Source organism: Roseateles sp. GW821-FHT09G03 (assembly GCF_059416045.1).
Genome location: NZ_JBWKOK010000004.1, coordinates 346317 through 370699 on the forward strand (window position 1 = coordinate 346317; position 24383 = coordinate 370699).

Genomic DNA, 24383 nt, shown 5'->3' on the forward strand with positions numbered 1-24383 from the left:
GAGCGATCCCGGGCCGTTCCTTCATCGGCGCCCGCGAGGCGGGCGCCAATGGGTCAGTTGCCGAAGTTGGCCTGGGCGAAGTCCCAGTTCAGCAGGCTCTTCAGGAAGGTCTCGACGAACTTCGGACGCGCGTTGCGGTAGTCGATGTAGTAGGCGTGTTCCCACACGTCGATCGTCAGCAGCGGCGTGTCGCCGGTCGTCAGCGGGGTGCCGGCGGCGCCCATGTTGACGATGTCGACCGTGCCGTCGGCCTTCTTCACCAGCCAGGTCCAGCCGGAACCGAAGTTGCCGACGGCGCTCTTCTGGAAGGCTTCCTTGAAGGCGTCGACGCTGCCCCACTTGGCGTTGATCGCGTCGGCCAGCTTGCCGGTCGGCGCGCCGCCGCCGTTGGGCTTCAGGCAGGACCAGAAGAAGGTGTGGTTCCAGATCTGGGCCGCGTTGTTGTAGATGCCGCCGCTGGAGGTCTTGACGATCTCTTCCAGCGTCTTGCTCTCGAACTCGGTGCCCTTCTGCAGGTTGTTCAGGTTGTCGACGTAGGCCTTGTGGTGCTTGCCGTGGTGGTACTCCAGCGTCTCGGCGCTGATGTGCGGCTCCAGCGCCTTCTTGTCGTACGGCAGTTCGGGCAGGACGTGTTCCATGAGGGACTCCTAATCGGTTGATGGTGGTGGGACGGGTGTCGCGGGCGATTGTAGGCAGCGAAATCATGCCCCTGACGGGAGCGCGCATACGGCGCCACAGAGACGCGCGGGCCGCCTTCAGACCTCTCGGCGAACGACGCGCCCGACCGTCAGATCGGCGTCGCCGTCGGCCAGCACGGCGCGCAAGGCCTGACCCTCGCGGAGCTGGTCGACCGAGCTCAGCGCCCGGCCCTGGCCGTCGTCCAGCCAGGCGTAGCCGCGGGCCAGTACCTGGCGGGGATCGAGCGCCTGCAGACGCGCCTCCAGCGCGTCCAGCCGGTGGGCGCCACGCTGCGCCTGCTGCGGCAGCGCGCGGTCGAGCCGCTCCGCGAGGTGTCTCAGCCGCTGCGTCTGCATCGCCGCGGCGCGCGGCGCGATCTGGTCCAGCCGTTGCTCCAGGTGCCGCAACCGTTGCGACTCCAGGGAGACGGTTCTTGGCGCCACCTGGCCCAGCCGCTGCGACAGCAGGTCCAGCCGGCGCCGCTGTCTCGCCAGCGCGTCGCCCGGCCGGGCGAGCCGCAGCGCCAGCCGGTCGAGCCGCTGCGCGGCCGCGTCCATCCGCTGCTCGACCCGGCGCAGCAGCTGGCGTTCCAGCGCCTCCAGCGTTTCCAGGCATTGCTGGCGGGACACGGTGGCCAGTTCCGCCGCCGCCGTCGGCGTCGGGGCGCGCAGGTCGGCGGCGAGGTCGGCCAGGGTGATGTCGGTCTCATGCCCGACGCCGCAGATCACCGGCAGCGGCGACTCGGCCACCGCCTGGACGACGCGCTCGTCGTTGAAGGCCCACAGGTCCTCCAGCGAGCCGCCGCCCCGCACGAGCAGCAGGACCTCGGCATCGGCACGTTCGTTGGCGGTCGCCAGCGCGCGGACGATCGCCGCTGGCGCCTCGCCCCCCTGGACCAAGGTCGGATAGAGGAAGACGCGGGCGTGGGGCGCTCTTCGGCGCAAGGCGGTCAGCACGTCCTGCAGCGCGGCGGCGCCAGTGGACGTGATCACGCCGATCCGGCGCGCGTATGGCGGTGGCTGGCGCTTGCGGTCGGCGTCGAAGTAGCCGAGTGACTCCAGCTTCCCTTTCAGCCGCAGGAACTGCTCGTAAAGCGCGCCCTCGCCGGAGCGACGCATCGCCTCGACGATGAACTGCAGTTCGCCGCGCGGGCCGTACAGGTCCAGCCGTCCGCGCAGCTCGACGGTCATCCCGTCCCGCGGGGCGAAGTCCACCAGAGACGCCGCCCGACGGAACATCGCGCAGCGCAGCATCGCCGGCTGACCCTCCGCGTCCTTCAGGCTGAAATAGCAATGGCCGCTGGCCGCGCGCGTGAAGCCCGACAGCTCGCCCTGCACCGCGATGACGGGGAATCTGGCCTGCAATGCGTCGGAAAGGGCCGTCAACAGGGCCGCCACCCCCCAGACCATCCGTGGTGATGCGGGTTTCGGGGCGTCAATCATGCGCAAACCCAATGCTGGCGCGGGTCCGGAACTCCACAGCCGCGTCAATGCTGGCTCCGCGGGCCATATTGGCCGTCATGCCCGCGTCACAGATCGATAAGCGCTTGTTTTTCAAAAGCTTTTTCCTGCCTTTTTTTGGAGCAGGCTAATCCTTGCCGTTTGGCGACGGGCCCTGGCGCGGTTCCGAGACCAGTTGCCCACAAAGTTATCCACAGGAACGGTGGATGTTTGTAAGGGCTTGTGATGAGGGTCCGGAGTGGTCGGCGCCGTCGTCGCGGGGCGCCATAATGCGCCGCCGGGCCAGAGATGCCCGTACGGAGGGATAGCCTTGTTTTCGATCATACAAGCCGCCGGCTGGCCGATCTGGCCCTTGCTGCTGTGTTCCGTCGTGGCCCTGGCGCTGATCATCGAGCGCGTCGTCAGCCTGCGCGCCGCGCGCGTCGCGCCGCCCAGCCTGATCGAGGAAGTGCTGGGCGTGACCCAGCTCCAGATCCCGAGCGGCGAAGTCGTCGGCAAGCTGGCCGAGAACTCGCTGCTGGGTCAGGTCCTGGCCGCCGGCCTGCGCACCTCGCAGGCCGATCCACGTGCCGGCGAGACCCGCCTGCGCCAGTCCTTCGAGCTGGCCGGCCGCCACGCGATCCACCAGATGGAGCGCTACCTCAACACGCTGGGCACGATCGCCGCGGCGGCCCCGCTGCTGGGCCTGCTGGGTACCGTGGTCGGCATGATCGAGATCTTCGGCAGCCAGAGCCCCGGTCCCGGCGGCAACAACCCGGCACTGCTGGCGCACGGCATCTCGATCGCGCTCTACAACACCGCCTTCGGCCTGGTCGTCGCGATCCCGTCGCTGATGTTCTACCGCTACTTCCGCGGCCGCATCGAGTCCTATGTCGTCGATATGGAACAGGCCAGCGAGCGCCTGCTGACGCACCTGGTGAACCGCGCGATGCCGCCTGTCGGACATGCCGCTCACGCCGGTCCGGTGACGGTGCCGCCGCCGGTCGCCGCGCCCGTTGCGGGGAAGGCCAAGGCATGAAGTTCCGCCGTCGCCAGGGCGAGGAACCGGAGATCAACCTGATCCCGTTCATCGACGTGCTGCTCGTCGTGCTGATCTTCCTGATGCTGTCGACGACGTACTCGAAGTTCACCGAGCTCCAGCTCACGTTGCCGACCGCCGACGCCCAGCAGCTCAAGGAGCGGCCGGCGGAGATCATCGTGGCGATCTCGGCGGACGGCCGCTACTCGATCGACCGCAACGCCGTCGAGGGCCGCAGCGTCGATCTGCTGACCGCCGCGCTGCAGCAGTCGGCACAGGGCAAGCAGGAGCCGGTCGTGATCATCTCCGCCGACGCGGCCACGCCGCACCAGGCGGTGGTCAACGCGATGGACGCGGCCCGCCGCGCGAACCTCACGCGACTGACCTTCGCGGCCAACAAGCCGCAATGAGGGTGGTCGTGGACCGGGACCGGACATGACCCGGCCGGCCCTGGAGGACCGGCTGCAACGCGCCTGGCGCGACGACGACCGCCTCGCCCACCTGCTGCGGCCGCTGGCCGCGCTGCACGGCGCGGTGCTGCGGCTGCGCGTCGCGCTCTACCGCTTCGGACTCAAGAAGAGCGAGGCGCTGCCCGTCCCGGTGATCGTCGTCGGCAACTGGGTCGTCGGCGGCGCCGGCAAGACGCCCACGACGCTGGCGGTGCTGGACACGCTCCGGCGCATGGACATCCGCGCCGGTGTCATCTCGCGTGGCTACGGCCGCGCGGATGACGCGCAGGTCCGTGTGATCGCCGACGGCGACCGGGCCGAGGACGTCGGCGACGAACCCCTCCTGATCAAGCTGCGCGCCGGCGTGCCGGTCGCGGTCGGCCGCGACCGCATCGCGGCGGCGCGCGCGCTCCTCGACGCCTGCCCCTGGGTCCAGGTGCTGGTGTCCGACGACGGCCTGCAGCACTGGCGGCTGCCCAGGCAGCTCAGCGTGCTCGTGTTCGACGAACGCGGCCTCGGCAATGGTCGCCTGCTGCCCGCGGGTCCGCTGCGTCAGGCCCGCGCGCTGCCGCCGCCGCCCGGGTCTTCCCCGGACACGCTGGTGCTGTACAGCACCGGCCGGCCCAGCACCGCCCTGCCCGGCTACGTCGGGACGCGGCACCTGGCGGGGGCCGTCGCGCTCGCCGACTGGTGGCGCGGGGAACCGGGCCGCCTGGAGCGGCTGCACGCGCTGCGCGGCAAGCCGCTGCTGGCCGCGGCCGGTCTGGCGCGACCGCAGCGCTTCTTCGACATGCTCGGCGAGCAGGGCCTGAACTTCCGCGCGCTGGCGCTGCCCGACCACGCCTCGCTGGACCCGCTGCCCTGGGCCCGCACCGACGAGGTCGTCATCACCGAGAAGGACGCCGTCAAGTTGCGCCCGGAGGCGCTGCAAGGCTGCCGCATCTGGGTGGTGGCGCTAGACTTCCGCCCCGAACCCGCTTTTGAAGAGGCGTTGCAGCGCGAGCTGCGGCGGCTGCTCCCCCATGGACCATCGACTGATTGAGATGCTGGTGTGCCCCGTCTGCAAGGGCCCGCTGGACGACCGCCGCAATGCCCCGGAGACCGGTCTGCCGGCCCATGAACTGCTGTGCCCGGCCGACCGCCTGGCCTTCCCGATCCGCGACGGCATTCCGGTCATGCTGGCCAACGAGGCCCGCTCCACGGACGCCGAAGGCGACACCGCGTGAGTTCCGGCTTCCACATCGTCATCCCGGCCCGGCTGGCGTCCACGCGCCTGCCCAACAAACCCCTGGCCGACATCGCCGGCGCGCCGATGATCGTGCAGGTGGCCAGACGCGCCGCGCTGGCGGGCGCGGCGCAGGTCGTGGTCGCGACGGATGCCATCGAAGTCCGGACTGCCTGCGAGGCCCACGGCATCCGCGCGCTGATGACGCGCGCCGACCACGCCAGCGGCAGCGATCGCCTGGCGGAGGCCGTGGAGCTGCTCGGCCTGCCGGATGACGCGCTGGTCGTGAATGTCCAGGGCGACGAGCCCTTGATCGCGCCGGAGATGATCCGCGCCTGCGCCGACCTGCTGGCCGCGAAGCCGCAGTGCGCGATGGCGACCGTCGCGCACGCGATCGACGACGACGCGGAGTTCGCCAACCCGAACGTCGTCAAGCTGGTCACCGACGCCCAGGGGCTGGCGCTCTACTTCTCCCGCGCGCCGATCCCGTGGTGGCGCGACGCGCCCGGCGGCGGCGCTCGCGTGAAGCCCGAGGCGGTACTGCGCCATGTCGGGCTGTATGCCTACCGCGCCGGGTTCCTGCGCCGCTTCCCGACCCTGGCGGTGTCGCCGCTGGAGCAGATCGAGGCGCTCGAGCAACTGCGCGTGCTGTGGCACGGCGAACGCATCGCGGTGCATGTCAGCGCCGAACGGCCGGGCCCCGGCGTGGACACGCCCGAGGACCTCGAACGCGTCAGAAAGCTGATGACAAGCTGAATCGCGGCCCGGCCCGACAGGGTTACACCGCAGTTCATTCGCCTGCCGCGTCAGCGGACCGTAGGCCAGCGCGTGCTATTCTCGCCCGCAGTTTTCGAGGGCGCGTCGACCCGTGCGACGCGCCCTCTCCCTATATCGAGGAGACCCATGCGACTGATTCTTCTGGGCGCCCCCGGCGCCGGCAAAGGCACTCAGGCCTCTTTCATCTGCAACAAGTTCGGCATTCCGCAGATCTCCACCGGAGACATGCTGCGTGCCGCCGTCAAGGCCGGCTCCGAACTCGGCGTCGCGGCCAAGAAGGTCATGGACGCGGGCGGCCTGGTCAGCGACGACATCATCATCGGCCTGGTCAAGGAACGCATCGCCCAGCCGGATTGCGCCAAGGGTTTCCTGTTCGACGGATTCCCCCGCACGATCCCCCAGGCCGACGCGATGAAGGCGGCCGGCGTGAAGCTGGATTTCGTGCTCGAGATCGACGTGCCTGACAGCGCCATCGTCGAGCGCATGAGCGGCCGTCGTGTGCACGTCGGCTCGGGCCGCACGTACCACACCAAGTTCAATCCGCCCAAGGTCGAAGGCAAGGACGACGTCACCGGCGAGGACCTGATCCTGCGCGACGACGACAAGGAAGAAACCGTCAAGAAGCGCCTCGAGGTCTACCAGGCGCAGACGCGTCCGCTGGTCGACTACTACTCGAGCTGGGCCGCCAGCGGCGACGCGCAGGCGCCGCAGTACCGCCGCATCGAAGGCATCGGCACGGTCGACGAGATCACCGGCCGCGCCCTCGCCGCACTGAGCTGAACTCACCCCGATCCGTGAGAATGGCGGCCCGCGTGGCCGCCATTTTTTCATCGACAATTGACGTTTACGTCAACGGCAACCAACAACTCGGAAGGAGACATCCATGGACATCGCGAACAAGGTCTTCATCGTCACCGGCGGCGCCTCGGGCCTCGGCGAGGGCACGGCCCGCATGCTGGCGCGCGAAGGCGCGACGGTCGTCATCGCCGACCTGCAGGTCGAACGTGGCGAGGCACTCGCCAAGGAGCTCAACGGCGCCTTCGTGAAGTGCGACGTCAGCCAGGAAGCCGATGCCCAGGCCGCCGTCGCCAAGGCGGTCTCGCTGGGCAAGCTGATGGGCCTGGTGAACTGCGCCGGGATCGCGCCGGCCGCGAAGACCGTCGGCAAGGACGGCGCGCATGCGCTGGCGACCTTCTCGAAGGTGATCACGGTGAATCTGGTCGGCAGCTTCAACATGATCCGCCTGGCCGCGGAGGCGATGAGCAAGAACGAGCCGGAAGCCACCGGCGAGCGCGGCGTGCTGATCTCGACGGCTTCCGTGGCCGCCTATGACGGCCAGATGGGCCAGGCGGCCTATGCGGCCTCCAAGGGCGGCGTCGTCGGCATGACACTGCCGATCGCGCGGGACCTGGCCCGCAACGGCATCCGCAACATGACGATCGCCCCCGGCATCTTCGGCACGCCGATGCTGTTCGGCATGCCGCAGGAGGTGCAGGACGCGCTGGCCGCCAGCGTGCCCTTCCCGTCGCGCCTGGGCCGTCCGGAAGACTATGCCAAGCTGGTCCACCAGATCGTCACCAACGACATGCTCAATGGCGAAGTGATCCGTCTGGACGGCGCGATCCGCATGGCACCGAAGTAATCCGACGAACCGGCCGCGAGATCGCAGCCGCCTCCACCAATGAAAAGGCCTCCCGGCGCGAGCCGGGAGGCCTTGTCGTTCATCGCGATGCGATCAGTGCTTCGCGCTGCGCGAGTACACGGTCCACAGGCCGGCCAGATCGGCCGAACCGTCGGTGCCCTTGACGGTGCGCCACGTGGCCTGCGCCTTGGCCTTGTCGCCGGCCAGGAACTGCGCCAGGCCCAGGTAGAGCTTGGCGTCGTCCGGACGCTTCAGGTTGCCCTTGGCGATGCCTTCCTCGATCAGCTTGATGCCGGCGGCGGCCTGGCCGCGCTGCACCTGCGCGAAGCCGACCTTCACCAGTTCGTCGCCTTCACGGGCGCCGCGGGCGGACTTCTCGGCCTCGGCAGCGCCGGCCTTGGCTTCGGCGATGCGCTTGTCCAGCAGATCGGCCAGTCGCTTCGGACGGGCGTTGTCGTCGGTCGGCTTCAGGACGCCGGCCGCGAAGCCCTTGTCCAGCACCTTCTTGCCTTCTTCCGGATAACCGGCGGCACCGGCGAGCTGCGCCAGCTCCATGTAGTCGTTGGCGCCTTGCATGTTGTCCGTGACCAGCTTCAGACGGAGCACGTCGACCTGGTAACGGCCGGCGGCGAAGCCCTTCTTGGCTTGCAGCGTACCCAGCGATTGGGCCCACAGCTTCTGCGTCGGGTAGTAGTTCAACAGCTTCTGGATCAGCACCGACTCCGTGCCGCTGTCGCCCTTCTTGTTGGCCGCCCACAGCGCCGTGTTCAGCTTGTCCTGCGACGGCGTGCGACCCGCCTTCTCGTCGGCGGAGATGTCGGCCAGCGTGTCCTTGAGGATCGTGGTGACGTCGCCCGAACGCAGCTGCGCCGCAGCCTGGACCTGCTTCATCGCCGGGCTGTTGCCGCCGGCGGCGTTGTACTTGTTGACCCATTCCAGCGCCTTGGCGCCGTTGCCCGCGCGCAGGTAGGTCCCGGCGATGGCTTCCATCGTCGGCAGCTTGTTGGCCGCGGGCATCTTGCCGGCCGCGCTCAGCGCGTCATAGGCCTTGACCATGCCGTCGGCATCGCCCAGGCGCGAGGCCGCGGACAGGCGCAGGCCTTCCAGCGTGTTGTTCTCGTCGGCGTTGCGACCGGGCACCGCTTCGGCTTCCCGGATCTTGGCCATGGCTTCCTGCGCCTTGCCTGCCTTCAGCAGGTTCGAGGCTTCCTGCAGCGGCTTGCCCGCGGCGGGACGCACCTGCGCGGCGGCCTGGGACAGGACGCTCAGGCTGCCTTCCGGCGTGGAGCCCAGCACCAGCGCGGCGGCGCCGACAGCGGCGGTTGCCAGCAGTTTGAATTTCATTTGCTTGCTCTCCAAAGAAGAAAAACGCGCCGCCCTTTCGGGCAGGCGCGTTCTGGTCAGACACCGATCAGGCGGTCATCCGGCTCAGTTCAGGAACTGTTCGTTCCCGACCATCGCCATTTTCTTGACGCCCAGGCGCTGCGCCGACGCCATCACATTGGCCACGTAACCGTACTCGGCCAGCTTGTTCGGCTTGATGTGCACTTCCGGCTGGTCCGGCATCGCGGCCACTTCGGTCATCTTGGCTTCCAGCGCCGCGTGGTTCGGCACCGCGGCACCGTCCCAGAACACCGTGCCGTCGAAGTCGATCGCCACTTCGTGGACGACCGGCTCGTTGGGCGGCGGATTGTTGTTCGGCGGCGGCATGTCCAGGTTGACCGAGTGCAGCTGGATCGGGATGGTGATGATCAGCATCACCAGCAGCACCAGCATCACGTCGATCAGCGGCGTCGTGTTGACGTCCAGCATGGTTTCCGGCTCGTCACTGCCGCTGGAGCTTCCAACGTTCATACCCATGTTTCAGCTCCTTCAGCCACCGCGAGCCGGCGGCTCGGTGACGAACTTGATGGACATGATGCCAGCGCGCTGGCACGCCACCATGACCTTGCCCACGTTCTCATAGCGCGACTTGTCGTCGCCGCGGATGTGAACTTCCGGCTGAGGATTCAGAACCGCCACCTTCTTGAGGCGCGTCACCAGCGTTTCCACGTCGGGAACCGGCTGCACGCCCCAATAGATGTCGCCATCCTTGGTCACCGCGATTTCGATGTTCTCCGGCTTGGTGACGCGGACGACGTTCGTCTCCTTCGGCAGGGTCACCCCCACCGACTGCGTCACCACCGGCACGGTGATCAGGAAGATGATCAGGAGCACCAGCATCACGTCCACGAGGGGCGTGGTGTTGATGGTCGAGACCACTTCGTCGTCGCCACCGGACGAACCTACGTTCATCCCCATATTGCGTCTCCGGAAACTGCGGTGCGGTTTAGCGGCCTGCGACCTTGCGGCTGCCCATAAGGACGCCGTGCAGGTCAGCAGCGAAGGCACGGACCTGGCCCATCACCGTCTTGTTGCGGTTGACCAGCCAGTTGTAGCCCAGCACGGCCGGAACGGCGACGGCCAGACCGATGGCGGTCATGATCAGCGCGGCGCCCACGGGGCCGGCGACCTTGTCGATCGAAGCCTGACCGGCAACGCCGATCTGCGTCAGCGCCTGCAGGATGCCCCACACCGTGCCGAACAGGCCGATGAAGGGGCTGGTCGAGCCGACGGTCGCCAGGAAGCCCAGGCCGCCTTGCAGACGCGTGTTGACTTCGCTCACGGCGCGGTCGATGTTCATCGTGACCCACGTGTTGTGGTCGATGTTCTCGGTCAGGGCGCCTTCATGGTGCTCCGAGGCTTCCACGCCGGTCTGGGCGATGAAGCGGAAGGCACCGGATTCGCTCAGGCTCTTCAGGCCTTCCTGCAGCGACGCCTTCTTGAAGAACGACGCGCGGACGTCCTTGGCTTCGCGCGAGATCTTGGAGGTGTCCCACAGCTTCGTGAACAGGATGTACCACGAGCCCATGGACATGATGGCCAGGATGGCCAGCACGGCCTGGTCGACCACGTTGCCGTGGGCGACGATGTTGCCCAGGCTGTACGGGTTGTCGACCGGCTTGGCGGCGGCCGGTTCGGACACGGCGGCGGGAGCGATGTCGGCAGGAGCGGGGGCGGTGTCAGCGGCGGAGGCGGCGGCCGAGGCAGCCTGGTCCTGCGCTTGGGCGGCCAGGGGGGAGACGGCCAGGGTCGCGGCGCACGCGACGGCCGCAAACAAGGCAGACAGACGAGAGATCATGGAGGGTGCTCCTACGAGAAAAGTCTTGAACTCAGGTTGAGAGGTCGGGGCGCGTCAGGCGCCCCGTGTTCGATCGATCGCGGGTGGGACAGTCCCGCGGATCATTCCATGTTGAACACGAATTCCTGTTCGAGGATCGCGTCCGTGCATTGGTACTCCGTCAGCGCCGCCTGGATGGCGTTCTTGAGCGCGCGTTCGGCCTTGCGGTCGTTGGCGCCGCGCAAGGCGGTGAAGGTCACGTCAGCCACCTTGCCGCCCTTGACGGTGAAGGTCGCCTTGTAGCTCGCGGTGCCGCTCCAGTTGAGGGCCGGCATCTCGGGCTTGGCCATCTTGGTGCAGTTGCCGATCGCCGACCGGGGCTTGTCCGACGGCGGAGCCGGCGGTGCCGGAGCCGGTGCTTGCGCCTGCGGCTTGAAGTCCGAGGGCGGAGGCGGCGTGACGGACTGCAGCACCGGGGCATTCGTCACCGGCGGCGGGGCCGTCACGACGACTTCCGGCGGCGGCACGAACGGCGGCGGGGGGGCCTTGATGTCCGGCGGGGGCGGCACCACCTTGTCGGGCGGCGGCGGCGGCTTGACCTTTTCCTCCACGACCTTGACGTCGATCGGGCCCTTGACGGCCTCCTTGATCTTGGTCGCCAGACCGCTCGCCAGCGCCCAGATGATCAGGACGTGGATGACGATGACGATGCCGATGCCAGTCACGCGCGATGACCCAGCTTTATCCTGCGCAAAGTTCATGCGCGCTCCTTCATCAAACTGCGAATTTCTTTCATCGAATCTACAAGGGGAGTTCGACTCAACACAGCGTCTGGTCGGATCAGGCGTTCGCGCCGCAACCTGGGGTCAGCAGCGCCTGTCTTGCCGGCTGTGCGAGCGACGGAGACGAACGATGCCACGCCGCCGAAGCGCCACGGACCGCCGCCCCGCCGAAGGCAGGAGGGACACACGAAGACTCGAAAACCCAGGGCACGATACGAACCCGACTCAACAAAAATGCCCGTCAGCTTGTGGCCGCGGGCGTCTCGAGGATCGGTCAGAATCCTGTAGCAAAACTACAGAATTCGACTACCTTTCACGACCTTGATCATAAACGACATGCACAAGCCGCAAGCCATGGGGTTTGCCCGAGCATGCGCGCATCGCCCATCGCACGAAGCACCAGCGGTTACAGCCGGTGCTGCGTTCAACGGTCGAGCCTGTCGACCCTGGTATTCTACTGGTATGGCTCCGAACCCCCTCCCCAGGAGGCCTAGGGCTAACCCGCAAAGCCGTTACCGGACGAACTGCACCGCGAACGAGGCAATCCTCGTGCCAACCCTGTCGATTTCAGGCGGCGATCAGCCATCCGGTGATCGCCTGGCGTTCCGCCATGGCGAATGGCGGCACATAGGAGACGAAATGTCGCTGAGGCACGGTGAACAGCGACAGTGAGTTGAAGTGCGGGAAGTAGGTATCCAGTACCGATCCATCCTCCGCCGTGAAGTGGAGCATCCCGCCCCAGTCCGGACGCCAGCGCCGGGTGAGGTTGATCACGTAGGCAATCCGGCGGTCTTCGCGGTCCACGTGATCGTCGTGGGTGGTCAGGAAGTTACCGCGCGAGTACATCGTCGCCTGGGCATAGACGCCATTGATTTCAGGGTCACCGCTCAGTTCCCGCATGCGCGACAGGAATTCGTCCCCCGCCATCCAGCGCATGAAACGCGCGAGCAGATCCTCGCGGCCGGCTTTGACCGCCTGCACCAGCGAGTCGGAGAAGAACGAGAACTGGAAGCTCTCCCGCGCAACCGAATGGATGCCTTCAGTCAGTTGCATGCGCTGCTGCGGCGTCAGCGCGCGCAGTTGATCGCCCGTGAGGCGCCGGTCGCCGTTCAGGTCGCGGTAGACGAGTTCCCAGTCGATCGCCTGCAGCGCCCGGTCGAGCGCGTCGGCCACCTCGGGTGCGAAGAAATCGCGGATCAGTACCCGTCCGTCGGCGCGCAGCGTGCGGCCGAGGGCGGCGTAGTCCAGCGTGGGATTCAGATAGTCCATGGAAGCCTTCTCTTGCCCGCCCTAACGAAAGCAGGCCCCGAAGGGCCTGCGGAGTCAGGTCAGGATACCCGCGGGATCAGAAGCGGTAGGTGCCGCGCAGATAGAAGGTGCGGCCCTTGACGTCGGCGTAGGTCGGGTCGAAGCCGACCTGGAAGTAGTCTTCCTGGACGGTCGACGGCGGCTTCTTGTCGAACAGGTTGCGCAGGCCGACCGTGAAGACCATGTTCTTCACGCCCTTGTACGTGCCCTGCAGGTCAGCCAGACCATAGGCCTTGACCTTCTTGACCTCGTCGTAGTCCTCGTAGCCGTTCTGGCGGTAGTAACGGGTGCTGACGCCCCAGTTGCCCATGTCCCAGTCCAGCGTGAAGGTCTGCTTGAAGCGGACGACCGGACCGCCCACGGCGTACTTGCCGAGGTTGTCGATGGTCTCGCCGGAGATGATGTTGGTCTCCGTGCTCTTCGTCAGGATCGTGCCTTCCCAGCCCGGCGTGAAGTTGCCGAACTCGGTCCGCACGCGGGTGCGGGCGTTCAGGTCGAAGCCGCTGACGCGAGCCTGGCCGACGTTCTCCAGCGAGGCGTTGACATAGTCCAGATAGCCGGTGACCGGATCACGGATCAGGCGGTTGGCGAAGACCGAGGAGCTGGTCGTCGGGCCGGTCTGGTTCTTGAACCAGTCCTTCAGGATGTCGTCGCCCGTCAGCGCCCGGATGCCGTTGGTGATCTTGATGTCGAAGTAGTCGATGCCGAAGCTCGTGTCCTTGATCATCTCGAAGACCAGGCCGGCGGTGAAGGTCTTGGACTTCTCAGGCTTCAGGCCCGGGTTGCTGTTGTTCACCGCGGTCAGCTGCGTGGAGCAGTGATCGGTGTTCGGGAACGCCGTGCAACCCCGGATCGAGTCATAGAACGGGTCGGTGTAGTTGCTGCCCGTGTTCGTGCCGGCGGACGGCGCGTACAGGTTGTCCAGCGCCGGAGCGCGGAAGCCCTTGCCGGCGGAGGCGCGGAACAGCAGACCCGCCATCGGCGTGAAGCGGACCGAGAACTTCGGGCTCGTGGCCGACAGGTTCGGCGAGCTGAAGGAACCGTCGCGCGAATTGCCCTTGGTGCCGCTGTACTTGTCGTAGCGGACCGCGGCGTTCAGTTCCAGCGACTTGAGCACCGGGAAGTTGGCTTCGGCGAACACGCCGCTGACGTCGCGCTGACCCGTGACCGCGCCGGCATTGCCGGAGCCGCCCACGATGTCGCCCGAGCCGGCGATGTCCGAGTAGCCGTCGGTGTACTTTTCCTTGCGGAATTCGCCGCCGAAGGCCAGACCCATGTTGCCGCCGCCGACGTTGAACAGCTCGCGCGACAGCGTGAAGTCGCCGCCCGTGTTGCTCGTCTTCGACTTGCGGTTGTTGCCCGACAGCTCGGCGCTCTTGAGCGCGGCCAGGCCGGCGGCGTCGTTCGGACCGAACGGGTTGATCAGGCCGGTCGCCAGCGCCTGCACCAGGCGGGCGTCGGAGAAGATCCCGCTCACGAAGTCGTCGCGGGCCTTGCCCTCGGCGTAGACGAAGGCGGCCTTGTAGTCGAAGCCGGCCAGGGTGCCTTCGGCGCCGGCGACGCCGCGCAGCACCTCGTTGGTCACCTTGTCACGGCGCTGGCCGCCGTCGACCATCCGCCAGGAGATCTGCAGCGGGCCGCGATAGCCAGGCTGCACGGCGTCCACGGCCGCGGTCGGGTACCACTTGCCGCCGCCGGGGTACAGGTAGGCGGGCTTGCCGGTCGTCGTCGACGGGGTCTGCGAGGAACCCAGCACGATCTCGTTGCGGCTGTAGACAGCCTCGGCGAAGAGCGTGTGGTCCTGCGACGGGGCGAAGGTGGCCTTCACCAGGGCGCCGTAGCGATCCTGCTCCGGCACGAGGTCGATGTAGTGCGTGTAGTCGTAGCGGCAGTTGGACGCGCCCTTGAAGCTGTCGGGCGGTGCGCACACCGGGTAGTTCGCGGCCAGCGGCACATAGGTGCCGGTGGACGGGATGACGGCATTGGCCGGGAAGGTGTTGCCGGAGTCCTTGATGATGCCCAGGTCCGGACGGTTGCCGGTGGACGCGTAGCCGCGGTCCATGGCGCGGATCGGGTCGTACTTCTGGTAGTTGAACGTGCCCATCACGTTGAACTTGTCCTTGTTCAGGTCGCCGACGCCCAGGCCGCCGGACAACGAGAACACGTCGCCGACCTTGTGCGGCGATTCCAGGCCGATCGACAGCTCACCGCCGCGCCAGTCCTTGCGGGTGATGAAGTTGATCACGCCGCCGATGGCATCCGAACCGTAGGTTGCCGAAGCGCCGTCACGCAGCACTTCGACGCGCTCGACGGCGGCCAGCGGGACCGAGTTCAAGTCGACGCCCTGGCCCGAGAACGGGTAGGTCGGCAGGCGGCGGCCGTTCAGCAGCACCAGGGTGCGCGCGCGACCCAGGCCGCGCAGCGAGGCGCCGGTCTGGCCGGTCGCGGAGGAGTCGCCGATCGACTGGCCCAGGGCGATACCGCCGCCGTTGTTGTAGCTCAGGCGGTCGACCAGTTCCTGCACGTTGGACGCGCCGCTCTTGTCGATGGTGTCGCGGGTGATGACGCTCACCGGCAACGCGGTCTCGGCATCAATCCGCTTGATCGAGGTACCGGTGATTTCCACGCGGTCGAGCTGTTGCTGGGCAACCGCCGGCAGCGCAATGGCGCCCAGCGCGAGGAGCGCGGCGGCGTTGATGCTCTTTCGTTTGAACATGAGGACTCCTTATCCAGAAACACTTGTGGCTTGTTCCCGGGAACACGGGCGGCCGAGGTTCGGCCAACGCCCTCCGAGCGGTGTTCCCGGGTCAGGGCCGGGCCAGTTTCTTGTCGGCGTCGGAAAGGAATCCCCCGTAATCTCCCTATGCAAGAGGTGACTAGCCTGTTTCTGGTGGGAAAACGCGGGTAAACACCAGAGTGCGCATTGCGACGCGCGTTGCGGCGGCGCGACGCGCGATGAGCGCCCGAAACAAGGTCTTGACCGTTGCAAATAGCCGCAAATTGCACCAATTGTGCGCACACAGCCAAAACACTGATCCGTCATTCGCCCTACAGCACAACAGACGTGCAAAGGATGGGTCGTACAGCGAGACCATCGCACGCCGTACGCGGAAACGTACCTTCACGAAACCACGCTCGGCACCAGAACGGTGCTGCTGCCAACGCCCGCCCGAAGCCAATGAAAAAGGGGCCGCAAAGCGGCCCCCGAAGACTCGGAACGGTCGGGATACCCACCCGACCGGATCAGGCGATCGCCCCTCGTTCGACGCGAGGAACGGCGGCGAGCAGTGTGCGGGTGTAGTCCTCCCGCGGGCTGCCGAGGACGACGTCGCAAGGGCCCGACTCGACGATGCGACCCGCCTGCATGACCGCCACCTCATCGGCGATGTATTCGACGACGCCGATGTTGTGGGTGATGAACAGGTAGGACAGGCCGCGGCTGCGCTGGAGGTCGCGCAGCAGGTTCAGGATCTGCGCCTGGACCGAGACGTCCAGCGCCGAGGTCGGCTCGTCGCAGACGATCAGGCGTGGCTCGACGGCCAGCGCGCGGGCGATCGCGATGCGCTGGCGCTGTCCCCCGGAGAACTCGTGGGGGAAACGGGCCAGCGCGTCGCGGCGCAGGCCCACCTGGTCGAGCAGATCGTGCAGCAGCGCCAGTCGGGCCGACGCGTCGAGTTCAGGCCTCAGCGCCAGCAGTCCCTCCTCCAGCACTTCCTGCACCCGCAGGCGCGGGTTCAACGACGCGAACGGATCCTGGAAGATGATCTGCACCTGACGCCGCGCCTCCCGCAGGGCCACGCCGTCGAGATGGAAAAGGTCCGTCGGCGCCCCGCCCTGTCCCGTCGGCGGATGGAGCAAGGCCTGACCCTCGATGACCGCGACGCGGCGCAGGAGCTGGACGATGGCCTTGCCGGAGGTGGTCTTGCCGCAGCCCGACTCACCGACCAGTGCCAGTGTCCGGCCTTCCTCGATCGAGAACGAGACGCCGCCCACGGCATCGAACCATCGCTTCGTGCCGCCGAAGAACCCCCGTGTCATCGGATACCGGACGTGCAGATCCTTGACCTCGAGCAGCATCGACGGCGACTGCTCGGCGCTGGAGGCGCCGGTGCCCCTTGGAGCGAATGCCGAGCGTGAGGAGGCGATTGAGCGGAGAGGGGCCCCGGCGCCTCCAGCGCTCTCCGTTCCTGGCACCGGCTCCTGGGGATCCGTGTAGAGCAGACACCGCACCTCATGCGCGACGGCGCCGCCGGTCACCGCGGCCAAGGCTGAACGTGTCGACCCGCAATGGACCATCGCCCGATCGCAGCGCGGCGCGAAGCGGCAGCCCTCGAAGGTCTGCCACAGTGGCGGGACGGTGCCGGGAATGGCCGCCAGCGGTTCGCCACGGCGCGCCGCGTCGGGCAGCGCGCGCAGCAGCAGCCGCGCATACGGGTGTTTGGGCGCGGCGAAGAACTCGGCCGCCGGGGCCACCTCCACGATCTGCCCCGCGTACATCAGCGCCACCTGGTGCGCCATGCCGGACACGACGCCCAGGTCGTGCGTGATCAGCAGCAGGCCCAGGCCGCGCTCGCGCTGAAGATCCTTGAGCAGGTCCAGGATCTGTGCCTGGATCGTGACGTCGAGCGCGGTGGTCGGTTCGTCGGCAATCAGGAAATCCGGTTCCGCCGCCAGCGTCATCGCGATCATGATCCGCTGCTTCTGGCCGCCGGAGAGCCGGAACGGGTACTCGTCGATGCGGTGCTCCGGCTCGGGGATGCCGACGCGGCGCAGCCAGTCGATGGCCTTCCTGCGGGCGGCCTCGCCGCGCAGCGGCGTGTGCGCCTCGATCGCCTCGACGATCTGGGCGCCGACCTTCATCACCGGATTCAGGCTGGTGCCCGGCTCCTGGAAGATCATCCCGATGCGACCGCCGCGCACGTCGCGCATGCGGGCTTCGCTCAGGTCGAACAGGTCCTGGCCGTCGAGGTCCAGCCGGCCGCCGGCGATGCGGCCGTTGTCCGGCAGCAGCCGCATCAGCGCGAGCGCCGTCATGCTCTTGCCGCAGCCGGACTCGCCCACCAGCGCGAAAGTCTGTCCCTGCGCCAGCGTCAGCCGCATGCCGTCGATGGCGCGCACCAAGCCGGCGTCGGCGTCCAGGTGGACGTGGAGGTCGTCGATCTTCAACATGTCGCAGCGTCCCTCACGAAACCTTGGCGGCCGGACCCGTGGGGCTCTGCGGCTCGGCGGTCTTGTTCTTCTTCAGCGACAGCACCATCGGCCGCAGCTTGCGCGCGCGCGGATCGAAGGCGTCGCGCACGCCGTCGGCGAACAGGTTGGCCGCCAGCACCAGGCTCACCATGAAGCCGAAGGCCGCCACGAAGCTCCACCACACGACCGGGTCGCGGCTCATCTCCGAGCGCGCCAGGTTGATCATCCCGCCGAAGCTGTTCATGCCCGGATCGACGCCGACACCGACGTAGGTCAGCACCGCCTCGTAGAGGATCAGGTCGGAGAAGTTGAGCACCAGCGAGATCAGCACCAGATGCATCACGTTGGGCACGATGTGGCGGACCATGATCGTCGTGTCGCGCACGCCGAAGGCGGTCGCGGCCTGGACGAAATCGGCCTCGCGCAGCTTGAGCGTCTCGCCGCGCACCAGCCGGCACAGCGTCGCCCAGCCGGTCACGCCGAGGATCACGCACAGCAGGAAGATCTTCAGGTCGGCGCGCTCCGCGCCGGTCTCGAAGGCCTCGGGATGCTTGTCCAGGAAGACCTGCACCATGAGCACGCAGGCGGCGATGAGCAGCACGTTGGGCACCGAGGTCAGCACCGTGTAGAAGTACTGGATGACCTCGTCGACCCAGCCCTTGAGGTAGCCGGCCAGGATGCCCAGCACCAGCGCGAAGGGCAGCGTCGCCAGCGTCGACAGCGCGCCGATGACGAAGGCGGTGCGGATGCTCTTGAGCGCCTGGTAGAGCACGTCGTTGCCGGTCTGGTCGGTGCCGAACACGTGGTAATGCCCCATCAGCGCGATCACCGGTCCGGCCAGCAGCGCGATCACCGACAGGGTCGCGAGCGCCGCGCGCCACGGATAGTGCGTGCGGTCGCCGAGCAGGTCCTTCAATCCCTGACGGAAGCCGCCGTGATGCGGCGCGAGGATCGCCGCCATCAGCAACGCCATCAGCGCCGACGCGACGGCACCGAGCACCAGTCCCGTCAGCGCGCGTCGCGCCAGGTCGCCGTGCCAGTCGCGCGCCGGGTCCTGCAGGTGGGCGCCCCCGAACGCCAGACGCGGGAACTCCCGCACCACCGCCTCGCCGTGCGCGACGCTGTCCAGCGTGAAGCCCTGGTATGCGAGCGGCGCCGAATAGCTGGTCTCGCGCATCTCGATCTGGCGCGCCAGCACCAGGTCCAGCACGGACTCGGTGCGGGTCTCGTAGAACTGCTGGCCGGCGGGGCTGTCGGCCAGCGCGCGGCGGAAGTGCAGGCTGTCCAGCGCGGTCACGCCGAGGAACAGCACCAGCACCATGCCCGCGCTCAGCGCGGCGGGATCGCGCAGCACGCGCTGCCAGTTGGCGCGCAGGTGCGGGCGGCGGATCAGCCGCACGATGTAGAAGACCAGCGCCGCGAACATCGCCCACAGCGCCACGTCGGTCCAGAGGAAAACGACCTTGAATCCCATGTCTGCTCTCGTGTCCTGTCTCGATTCCTGAACGCGCCGGAGTCGCCGGACGGCGTCAGGTCAGCCGCACCCGCGGATCGACCCAGGTGTAGACCAGGTCGATCAGCGCGTTGCTGGCGATGTAGAGCAGCGCGCCCAGAAACACCATGGTGCGCACGATGGCGAAGTCCTGCCCCGTGATCGCCTCGATGACGAAGGCGCCCAGGCCGGGGATGCCGAAGAAGCTCTCGAACACCAGGCTGCCCAGGAACACGTAGGGCAGATAGGCGCCGGCGCTGGTGATGATGGGGATCAGCGCGTTGCGCAGCACATGGCGCATCAGCACGATCGGCTCGGACAGCCCCTTGGCCCGGGCGGTGCGCACGTAGTCCTTGCCGACTTCCTCGAGCAGCATCGCGCGGTACAGCCGTGCCTCGCCGCCCAGGCGCGATAGCAGCGACAGCGCGATCGGCAGCGCCAGGAACTTGATCGCGTCCAGGCCCGGTTCGTAACCGTTGATCGGCACCAGCCGCAGGATGCGCGAGAAGAAGAACTGACCCACGATGATGTAGAACAGGCTGGAGATCGAGAGCATCAGCACGCACAGCACGACGCCCCAGAAGTCGATGCGCGAGTTGCGGAAGAAGGTGAGCAGCAGCGCGAAGGCCACGCTGACGATCAGCTGGAGCACGAAGATCGGCACCGCGAGCTGCAGGCTGACGCCCATCCGTGTCTTGATCTCATGCCCGATGTCGACGGCCTGGCGCGCGTCGGAGCGGCCGAACTCCAGCAGCATCAGCGAGACCGAGCGTTCCCAGAACACCGTGTGGGTCACGCGCTCCGCGCCGGCACGCGACGCGTCCCAGTAGAGCGGCTTGTCGTAGCCGCGCTCGGCCTTCCACTTGTCGATCTGTTCCTGCGAGACGCGCTTGCCGCCGATGTTCAGGCGGGCCATGTCGTCCGGCGTGTTGACCGTGAAGAACAGGAAGAAGGTCAGCAGGTTGACGCCGACCAGGATGGCGAGCCCGTAGGCCAGCCGGCGGGTGAGGTACTTGAACATCAGTCGGCTCCCCGAGGAGCGCTCGTGGCAGAGGAAGCGCCGATCGGCGCGGTCGTGCCGCGCGCGGTGGCGGTCTCGCGCTTCTGGAAGCTGCGGCGCGTCATCCAGACGATGGCGACGCCGCCGACGACCAGCACCAGCAGCGGCCACCAGACGGGCCGGTTCCAGTCGGTCTGCAGTTGTGCGCGCTGCTGCGGATCGATGCGGTAGTAGCGCACCGGATCGCGGATCACGATGCTGGGCTTGATGTTGTGGACCCAGCGCTGGTAGGCCTGCCCGGTCCAGGCCCAGTAGCCGAAGGCCCACGGCGCATCCTGCTGCGTGATCTGCACCATGCGGTCGATGACCTGCTGCTTCTCGGGACCGTCGTCCAGCACCTGCGCCTGCTTGAAGAGCCGGTCGAACTCGAGGTTCTCGTAGTTCGCCGAGTTCTCGCCTTCATGCAGCGACTTGCTGTTGGGGCCGTACAGCAGAAACAGGAAGTTCTCCGCGTCCGGGTAGTCGGCGAGCCAGCCCCACCAGAACACCTGGTGCTTGCCCTGGCGCAGCTTTTCCTGGAACTGGTTGTAGTCGGTGGCCCGCACGTCCAGCTGCACGCCGAGCTTGGCGAACTGCTTGACCAGCCAGTCGTTCTCGGCCTTCACCTCGGGCGTGACGGTGCGCATGAAGTCGTAGTTCAGCACCAGCGGCTGGCCGCTCTTCGCGTCGCGGCCGTCGGGATAACCGGCCTCGGCGAGCAACTGCTTGGCCTCCTCGATGGCGCGGCGCTGGATCTTGCCGTCGACGAGCTTGTGCGTCACCGGATTGAAGAACCCCGGCTGCGCCTCGCGCGAGCCGAACACGCCTGGCGGCACGGGCCCGTAGGCCGCCACGCCGCCGCGATTCTTGAAGATGCGGCCATAGCCCTCCTCCCAGTCGATCGCGATCGACAGCGCCTGACGCAGCTTGCGGTGGCGGGCCTCGTCCTCCGGTGTCTTCCCTTTGCCGATCACCGGATCCAGCATGTTGAAGCCGAGGTACCAGTTGTTGGGATCGGTCGAGCGCGGGAACGAGAAGCCGCGTTGCTTGAAGAAGGCGTCGGTCTCGGCGGAGTCGCTCGCATCGGCGAAGAACTCCACGCCCCAGTCGGCGCGCTCGAGGTCCGGCAGGTCGAGGTAGCCCTGCTTGAACATCTCCTTGCGCGGCACCCGTTCCTTGATCAGCGTGGCGACGATCTTGTCGATGAAGGGCATCGGCTTGCCGCAGTCGGTCAGCCGGCCGGCCGGACCGTCGTCGGGCATGCCCTCGCAGGGATAGAGGTCCTGGCGGTAGTTCGGATTGCGCGACATGACGTGGCGCCGGTCCTGCTGGTACTCCGTCATCATGTACGGCCCGGTGCCGACCGGCCACTGGTTCCAGGACATGCCGTGCTCGGCCATGCCGGGCTGCGAATAGAAGAGGTCGGCCTCCCATGGGATCGGCGACAGGAAGGTCGTCGACATCCAGTACGACCATTGCGGGTACTTGCCCATGATGCGCACGCGCAGCAGGTGGTCGTTCACCGCCTCGGCGCCGGCCAGCGGCCACTTGCGGAAGTCCAGGAAGGGCTTGTCGGGCGAGTTCTCGGGCAGGCCCTTCAGCAGCTTGGCGTTTTCCTCGCGGATCAGTGCGCCGTAGGCCTTCAGGCCGAGGACGTGCTCGGAGAACAGGCCGTAGATGGGCGCCTCGATGCGCGTGGTCGCGTGGCGCTTGAGCGCGAAGACGAAGTCGTCGGCGACGACCTCGCGCGTGCCCTGGTGGTCGAACTGCCAGGGCGAGCGCCTGTCGCCCAGGTCCTTGGCCGTCAGGTGGTGGTAGCGGTAGTGGCCCTGATCGTCCTTCGCGAACGCCGGGCTGGGCGCGTAGCGGACGCCGGCACGGATGGGCACGTCGTAGACGCTCTGCGCGATCTTGTCGGCGGGGGCGTCGTCGGGCAGACGCTGGCCTTGCGCGTCGAGGTAGTACGGCTTGACGACCGCGGCCGCGGCGCGCGGGATCAGTTCGTAGGGCCGCTTCAGGTAGTGGTACCCGTAGAGCGGCTCGGTGATCTGGTAGGTATAGACGGACTCGGGCGCCGTGTACGAGGCGGTCGGATCCAGGTAACGCGGCGAGCGCTCGTCGAAGGACAGGTACAGCGTGTTGTCCTTGGCCGCGCCGGCCGGGTACGGGCTGTTGTTGCAGGCGGCGAGCAGCACGGCGGCCAGCAGGCCCGCCATCCGGGCCGCCGGAGCCATCCACGTCCCGCGCCCGCCTTCAGCCGCGCGCAGCGACACGTTCCACAGCCCCGACGACATCGTCATCCTTCCAAAAAGCAAACGCCGCATCCTGAGGATGCGGCATTGCCAGATTGTTGCCAAGGCCGCGCCTCCCGCGGAGGCCGGCCGATGCCGGGGCGGATCATAGCGGCCCGGTTCGCGGGGCGCCTGTGACGTCAGTCAGTGGTCGTGAGACCCGTGGTCATGGCCATCGTGGTCGTGGTCGTGGTCGTGGTCGTGTCCATGATCGTGGCCGTGATGGTCATGGTGGTCGTGACCGTGACCGACATGGCCCCAGGCGACGATGACGTCGCGGCCTTCCACCATCATCTCGGCCTTCGCGCCGACCGGCAGGCAGACCTTGGTCGGCACGTGCCCGAACGGCAGGTCGGTGAGGATCGGCACCTTGACGCGCTCGCGCAGCGCCTCGACACAGGCCTTCATCGAATAGCCGCGGTCCAGCGGCGACTTCTTCCAGCCGCTGAAGCTGCCCAGCAGCACCGCCTTCTGCGCGTCCAGCACGCCGGCCTGCCAGAGCTGCAGCAGCATGCGCTCGACGCGGTACGGGTGTTCGTTGACGTCCTCTAGGAACAGGATGCCACCCTTGATGCGCGGGAAGTGGGGCGTGCCCAGCAGCGAGCACAACACCGCCAGGTTGCCGCCCCACAGCGTGCCGCGGGCCTCGACGCCGTCGAGTCCGGCCTCGGTGCGGAAGCCGATGGCTTCGAGCGAGCCGTCCATCGCCTCGAGGAAACAGTCGCGGGTGATCTCGTCGACGCCGCCGTCGGTGTCGGCGCGGCCGAAGTCGTCGCAGGCGAGCGGGCCCGCCCAGCTCGTCTGCTTCGTGTGGGCGAGCAGCCCCAGCTGGAGCGCGGTCACGTCGCTCAGGCCGACCCAGCGCGTGCCGCGCTCGACGCTGCGGGCGATCGTCGGCCAGTCGATGCGGTCCAGCAACCGCGTCAGGCCATAGCCGCCACGCGTGGCCAGCGCCACCGACGGGGCCGATTGCGCGACACGATGCAGCGCGGCCAGCCGCGTGTCGTCGTCGCCGGCAAAACGCTGATGCTTCGCGAGTGCCGCCTCGTCGATCGCCACCTCGAAGCCGAGCGCCGTCAGCCGCTTGGCCGCGCGCTTGAGTGCCTGCGATTGCGCCAGGACGCCGGACGGGGTGTAGAGGGTCAGGGAGCTCATCGCTGCGTGTCGTCCTGCATGTGGTCCTGCGAGGGATCGGGATTCATGGAAAGGTAGTGCGCGTCGCCGACGGGGATCTCGGGGAACTCCTGGACCTCGGGCAAGACGCTCAGCGTGTCGACGGCGTCGACATCGAGGCCCTCGCCCTTCGCCCCGCTTGCCCCGTTCTCGACGGCGGCGCGGCGGCGGGCCTCGCGCAGCTGGCGCGCCGCCTCGCGCCGTTCGGTGAAGAACTCGCGCAGCAGCCGCGACGACGCGTCCGCCAGCACGCCGCCTTGCAGCGCGGTGTGGTGGTTCAGCTGCTTCTGCCCGAACAGGTCCAGCACCGAGCCGGCGACGCCGGTCTTCGGATCGGGCGCGGCGAAGACGACGCGCTTGAGCCGCGCATGCATCATCGCCATCGCGCACATCGCGCAGGGCTCGAGCGTCACGTAGAGCTCGCACTCCGGCAGCCGGTAGTTGCCGAGCAGTTGCGCGGCGTGGCGCAGCGCGACGATCTCGGCGTGCGCGGTCGGGTCATGGGTCGTGATCGGACGGTTGTAGCCGGTCGCGATCACCTGGCCGGCCCGCATGATGACGGCGCCCACCGGCACCTCGCCGACGAGCCAGGCGTTCTGGGCCTGGTCGAGGGCGAGCCGCATCGCGTATTCGTCCGCGGGGTCGGCGGGGAGGATCTGGGGGGATTCGGTGGTCATGGCGGCACTCGCGCGGCAGTGT

General features: G+C 67.8%; 21 protein-coding genes and 1 pseudogene. 7 read left to right on the forward strand and 15 right to left on the reverse strand.

The window, feature by feature from the left end; genetic code table 11:
- Positions 1-53: 53 nt before the first annotated feature.
- Together AC07OZ_RS17055 and xseA are read right to left on the reverse strand one after the other, a co-directional pair.
- The gene (locus AC07OZ_RS17055; protein WP_495468280.1) at positions 54-638 is read right to left on the reverse strand and encodes a superoxide dismutase; all 585 of its coding nucleotides are present in this window, start codon (positions 636-638) and stop codon (positions 54-56) included.
- Positions 639-755: 117 nt separating this feature from the next.
- Positions 756-2120, reverse strand: coding sequence for an exodeoxyribonuclease VII large subunit (gene xseA / locus AC07OZ_RS17060; protein ID WP_495468281.1), 1365 nt, complete (start codon positions 2118-2120; stop codon positions 756-758).
- Between the two features lie 328 nt (positions 2121-2448).
- On the opposite strand from xseA, the gene AC07OZ_RS17065 reads away from it, so the two are divergent.
- From AC07OZ_RS17065 to AC07OZ_RS17095, 7 genes are all read left to right on the forward strand, one after another.
- Positions 2449-3156 (forward strand): MotA/TolQ/ExbB proton channel family protein, encoded by a 708-nt coding sequence (locus AC07OZ_RS17065; protein WP_495468282.1) that lies wholly within the window; start codon positions 2449-2451, stop codon positions 3154-3156.
- Positions 3153-3566 (forward strand): ExbD/TolR family protein, encoded by a 414-nt coding sequence (locus AC07OZ_RS17070; RefSeq protein ID WP_088405204.1) that lies wholly within the window; start codon positions 3153-3155, stop codon positions 3564-3566. Before AC07OZ_RS17065 ends, AC07OZ_RS17070 begins: the two co-directional genes overlap by 4 nt.
- Positions 3567-3591: 25 nt before the next feature.
- Positions 3592-4647 carry a tetraacyldisaccharide 4'-kinase gene (lpxK, locus tag AC07OZ_RS17075; RefSeq protein ID WP_495468283.1) on the forward strand — a complete coding sequence of 352 codons (1056 nt, stop codon included), beginning with the start codon at positions 3592-3594 and terminating at the stop codon, positions 4645-4647.
- Complete coding sequence (locus AC07OZ_RS17080; RefSeq protein WP_495468284.1) at positions 4628-4831, forward strand: Trm112 family protein; 204 nt, start codon at positions 4628-4630, stop codon at positions 4829-4831. Before lpxK ends, AC07OZ_RS17080 begins: the two co-directional genes overlap by 20 nt.
- On the forward strand, positions 4828-5586 hold the full coding sequence (kdsB, locus tag AC07OZ_RS17085; protein ID WP_495468285.1) for a 3-deoxy-manno-octulosonate cytidylyltransferase: 759 nt from the start codon (positions 4828-4830) through the stop codon (positions 5584-5586). Before AC07OZ_RS17080 ends, kdsB begins: the two co-directional genes overlap by 4 nt.
- A gap of 147 nt (positions 5587-5733) precedes the next feature.
- Entirely contained in the window at positions 5734-6387 is a 654-nt protein-coding gene (adk, locus tag AC07OZ_RS17090) for an adenylate kinase (RefSeq protein WP_495468286.1), read from the forward strand.
- A 103-nt stretch (positions 6388-6490) separates the two neighbouring features.
- Positions 6491-7249: a 3-hydroxyacyl-CoA dehydrogenase gene (locus AC07OZ_RS17095; protein WP_088405199.1), complete on the forward strand. Its 759-nt coding sequence runs from the start codon at positions 6491-6493 to the stop codon at positions 7247-7249.
- Positions 7250-7342: 93 nt separating this feature from the next.
- Here AC07OZ_RS17095 and AC07OZ_RS17100 read toward each other — a convergent pair whose 3' ends face one another.
- The 13 genes and pseudogenes from AC07OZ_RS17100 to tadA form a co-directional block, all read right to left on the reverse strand.
- A complete protein-coding gene (locus tag AC07OZ_RS17100; protein WP_495468287.1) occupies positions 7343-8593 on the reverse strand; it encodes a hypothetical protein in 1251 nt (416 codons plus the stop codon).
- Between the two features lie 84 nt (positions 8594-8677).
- Positions 8678-9109 carry an ExbD/TolR family protein gene (locus AC07OZ_RS17105; RefSeq protein WP_197507166.1) on the reverse strand — a complete coding sequence of 144 codons (432 nt, stop codon included), beginning with the start codon at positions 9107-9109 and terminating at the stop codon, positions 8678-8680.
- A 12-nt stretch (positions 9110-9121) separates the two neighbouring features.
- Entirely contained in the window at positions 9122-9550 is a 429-nt protein-coding gene (locus AC07OZ_RS17110) for an ExbD/TolR family protein (RefSeq protein ID WP_431265835.1), read from the reverse strand.
- A gap of 28 nt (positions 9551-9578) precedes the next feature.
- Complete coding sequence (locus AC07OZ_RS17115) at positions 9579-10430, reverse strand: MotA/TolQ/ExbB proton channel family protein (protein WP_067269348.1); 852 nt, start codon at positions 10428-10430, stop codon at positions 9579-9581.
- 101 nt (positions 10431-10531) lie between these two features.
- Positions 10532-11170 carry an energy transducer TonB gene (locus tag AC07OZ_RS17120; protein ID WP_495468288.1) on the reverse strand — a complete coding sequence of 213 codons (639 nt, stop codon included), beginning with the start codon at positions 11168-11170 and terminating at the stop codon, positions 10532-10534.
- A 588-nt stretch (positions 11171-11758) separates the two neighbouring features.
- Positions 11759-12460, reverse strand: a complete 702-nt coding sequence (locus AC07OZ_RS17125; RefSeq protein ID WP_495468289.1) for a 2OG-Fe(II) oxygenase — start codon at positions 12458-12460, stop codon at positions 11759-11761.
- Positions 12461-12536: 76 nt separating this feature from the next.
- On the reverse strand, positions 12537-15215 hold the full coding sequence (locus AC07OZ_RS17130) for a TonB-dependent receptor (protein ID WP_495468290.1): 2679 nt from the start codon (positions 15213-15215) through the stop codon (positions 12537-12539).
- 527 nt (positions 15216-15742) lie between these two features.
- Positions 15743-17668 carry an ABC transporter ATP-binding protein gene (locus AC07OZ_RS17135; RefSeq protein WP_495468291.1) on the reverse strand — a complete coding sequence of 642 codons (1926 nt, stop codon included), beginning with the start codon at positions 17666-17668 and terminating at the stop codon, positions 15743-15745.
- A 13-nt stretch (positions 17669-17681) separates the two neighbouring features.
- Positions 17682-19163 carry an ABC transporter permease gene (locus AC07OZ_RS17140; RefSeq protein ID WP_495468292.1) on the reverse strand — a complete coding sequence of 494 codons (1482 nt, stop codon included), beginning with the start codon at positions 19161-19163 and terminating at the stop codon, positions 17682-17684.
- Positions 19164-19218: 55 nt separating this feature from the next.
- Entirely contained in the window at positions 19219-20202 is a 984-nt protein-coding gene (locus AC07OZ_RS17145; RefSeq protein WP_495468293.1) for an ABC transporter permease, read from the reverse strand.
- Positions 20202-22514: an ABC transporter substrate-binding protein gene (locus tag AC07OZ_RS17150; RefSeq protein ID WP_495468549.1), complete on the reverse strand. Its 2313-nt coding sequence runs from the start codon at positions 22512-22514 to the stop codon at positions 20202-20204. Before AC07OZ_RS17150 ends, AC07OZ_RS17145 begins: the two co-directional genes overlap by 1 nt.
- Positions 22515-22655: 141 nt before the next feature.
- Complete coding sequence (locus AC07OZ_RS17155; RefSeq protein ID WP_495468294.1) at positions 22656-23666, reverse strand: LD-carboxypeptidase; 1011 nt, start codon at positions 23664-23666, stop codon at positions 22656-22658.
- A gap of 167 nt (positions 23667-23833) precedes the next feature.
- Positions 23834-24361 (reverse strand): annotated as a pseudogene (tadA, locus tag AC07OZ_RS17160) (tRNA adenosine(34) deaminase TadA); the annotation flags it as partial.
- Positions 24362-24383 lie beyond the last annotated feature (22 nt).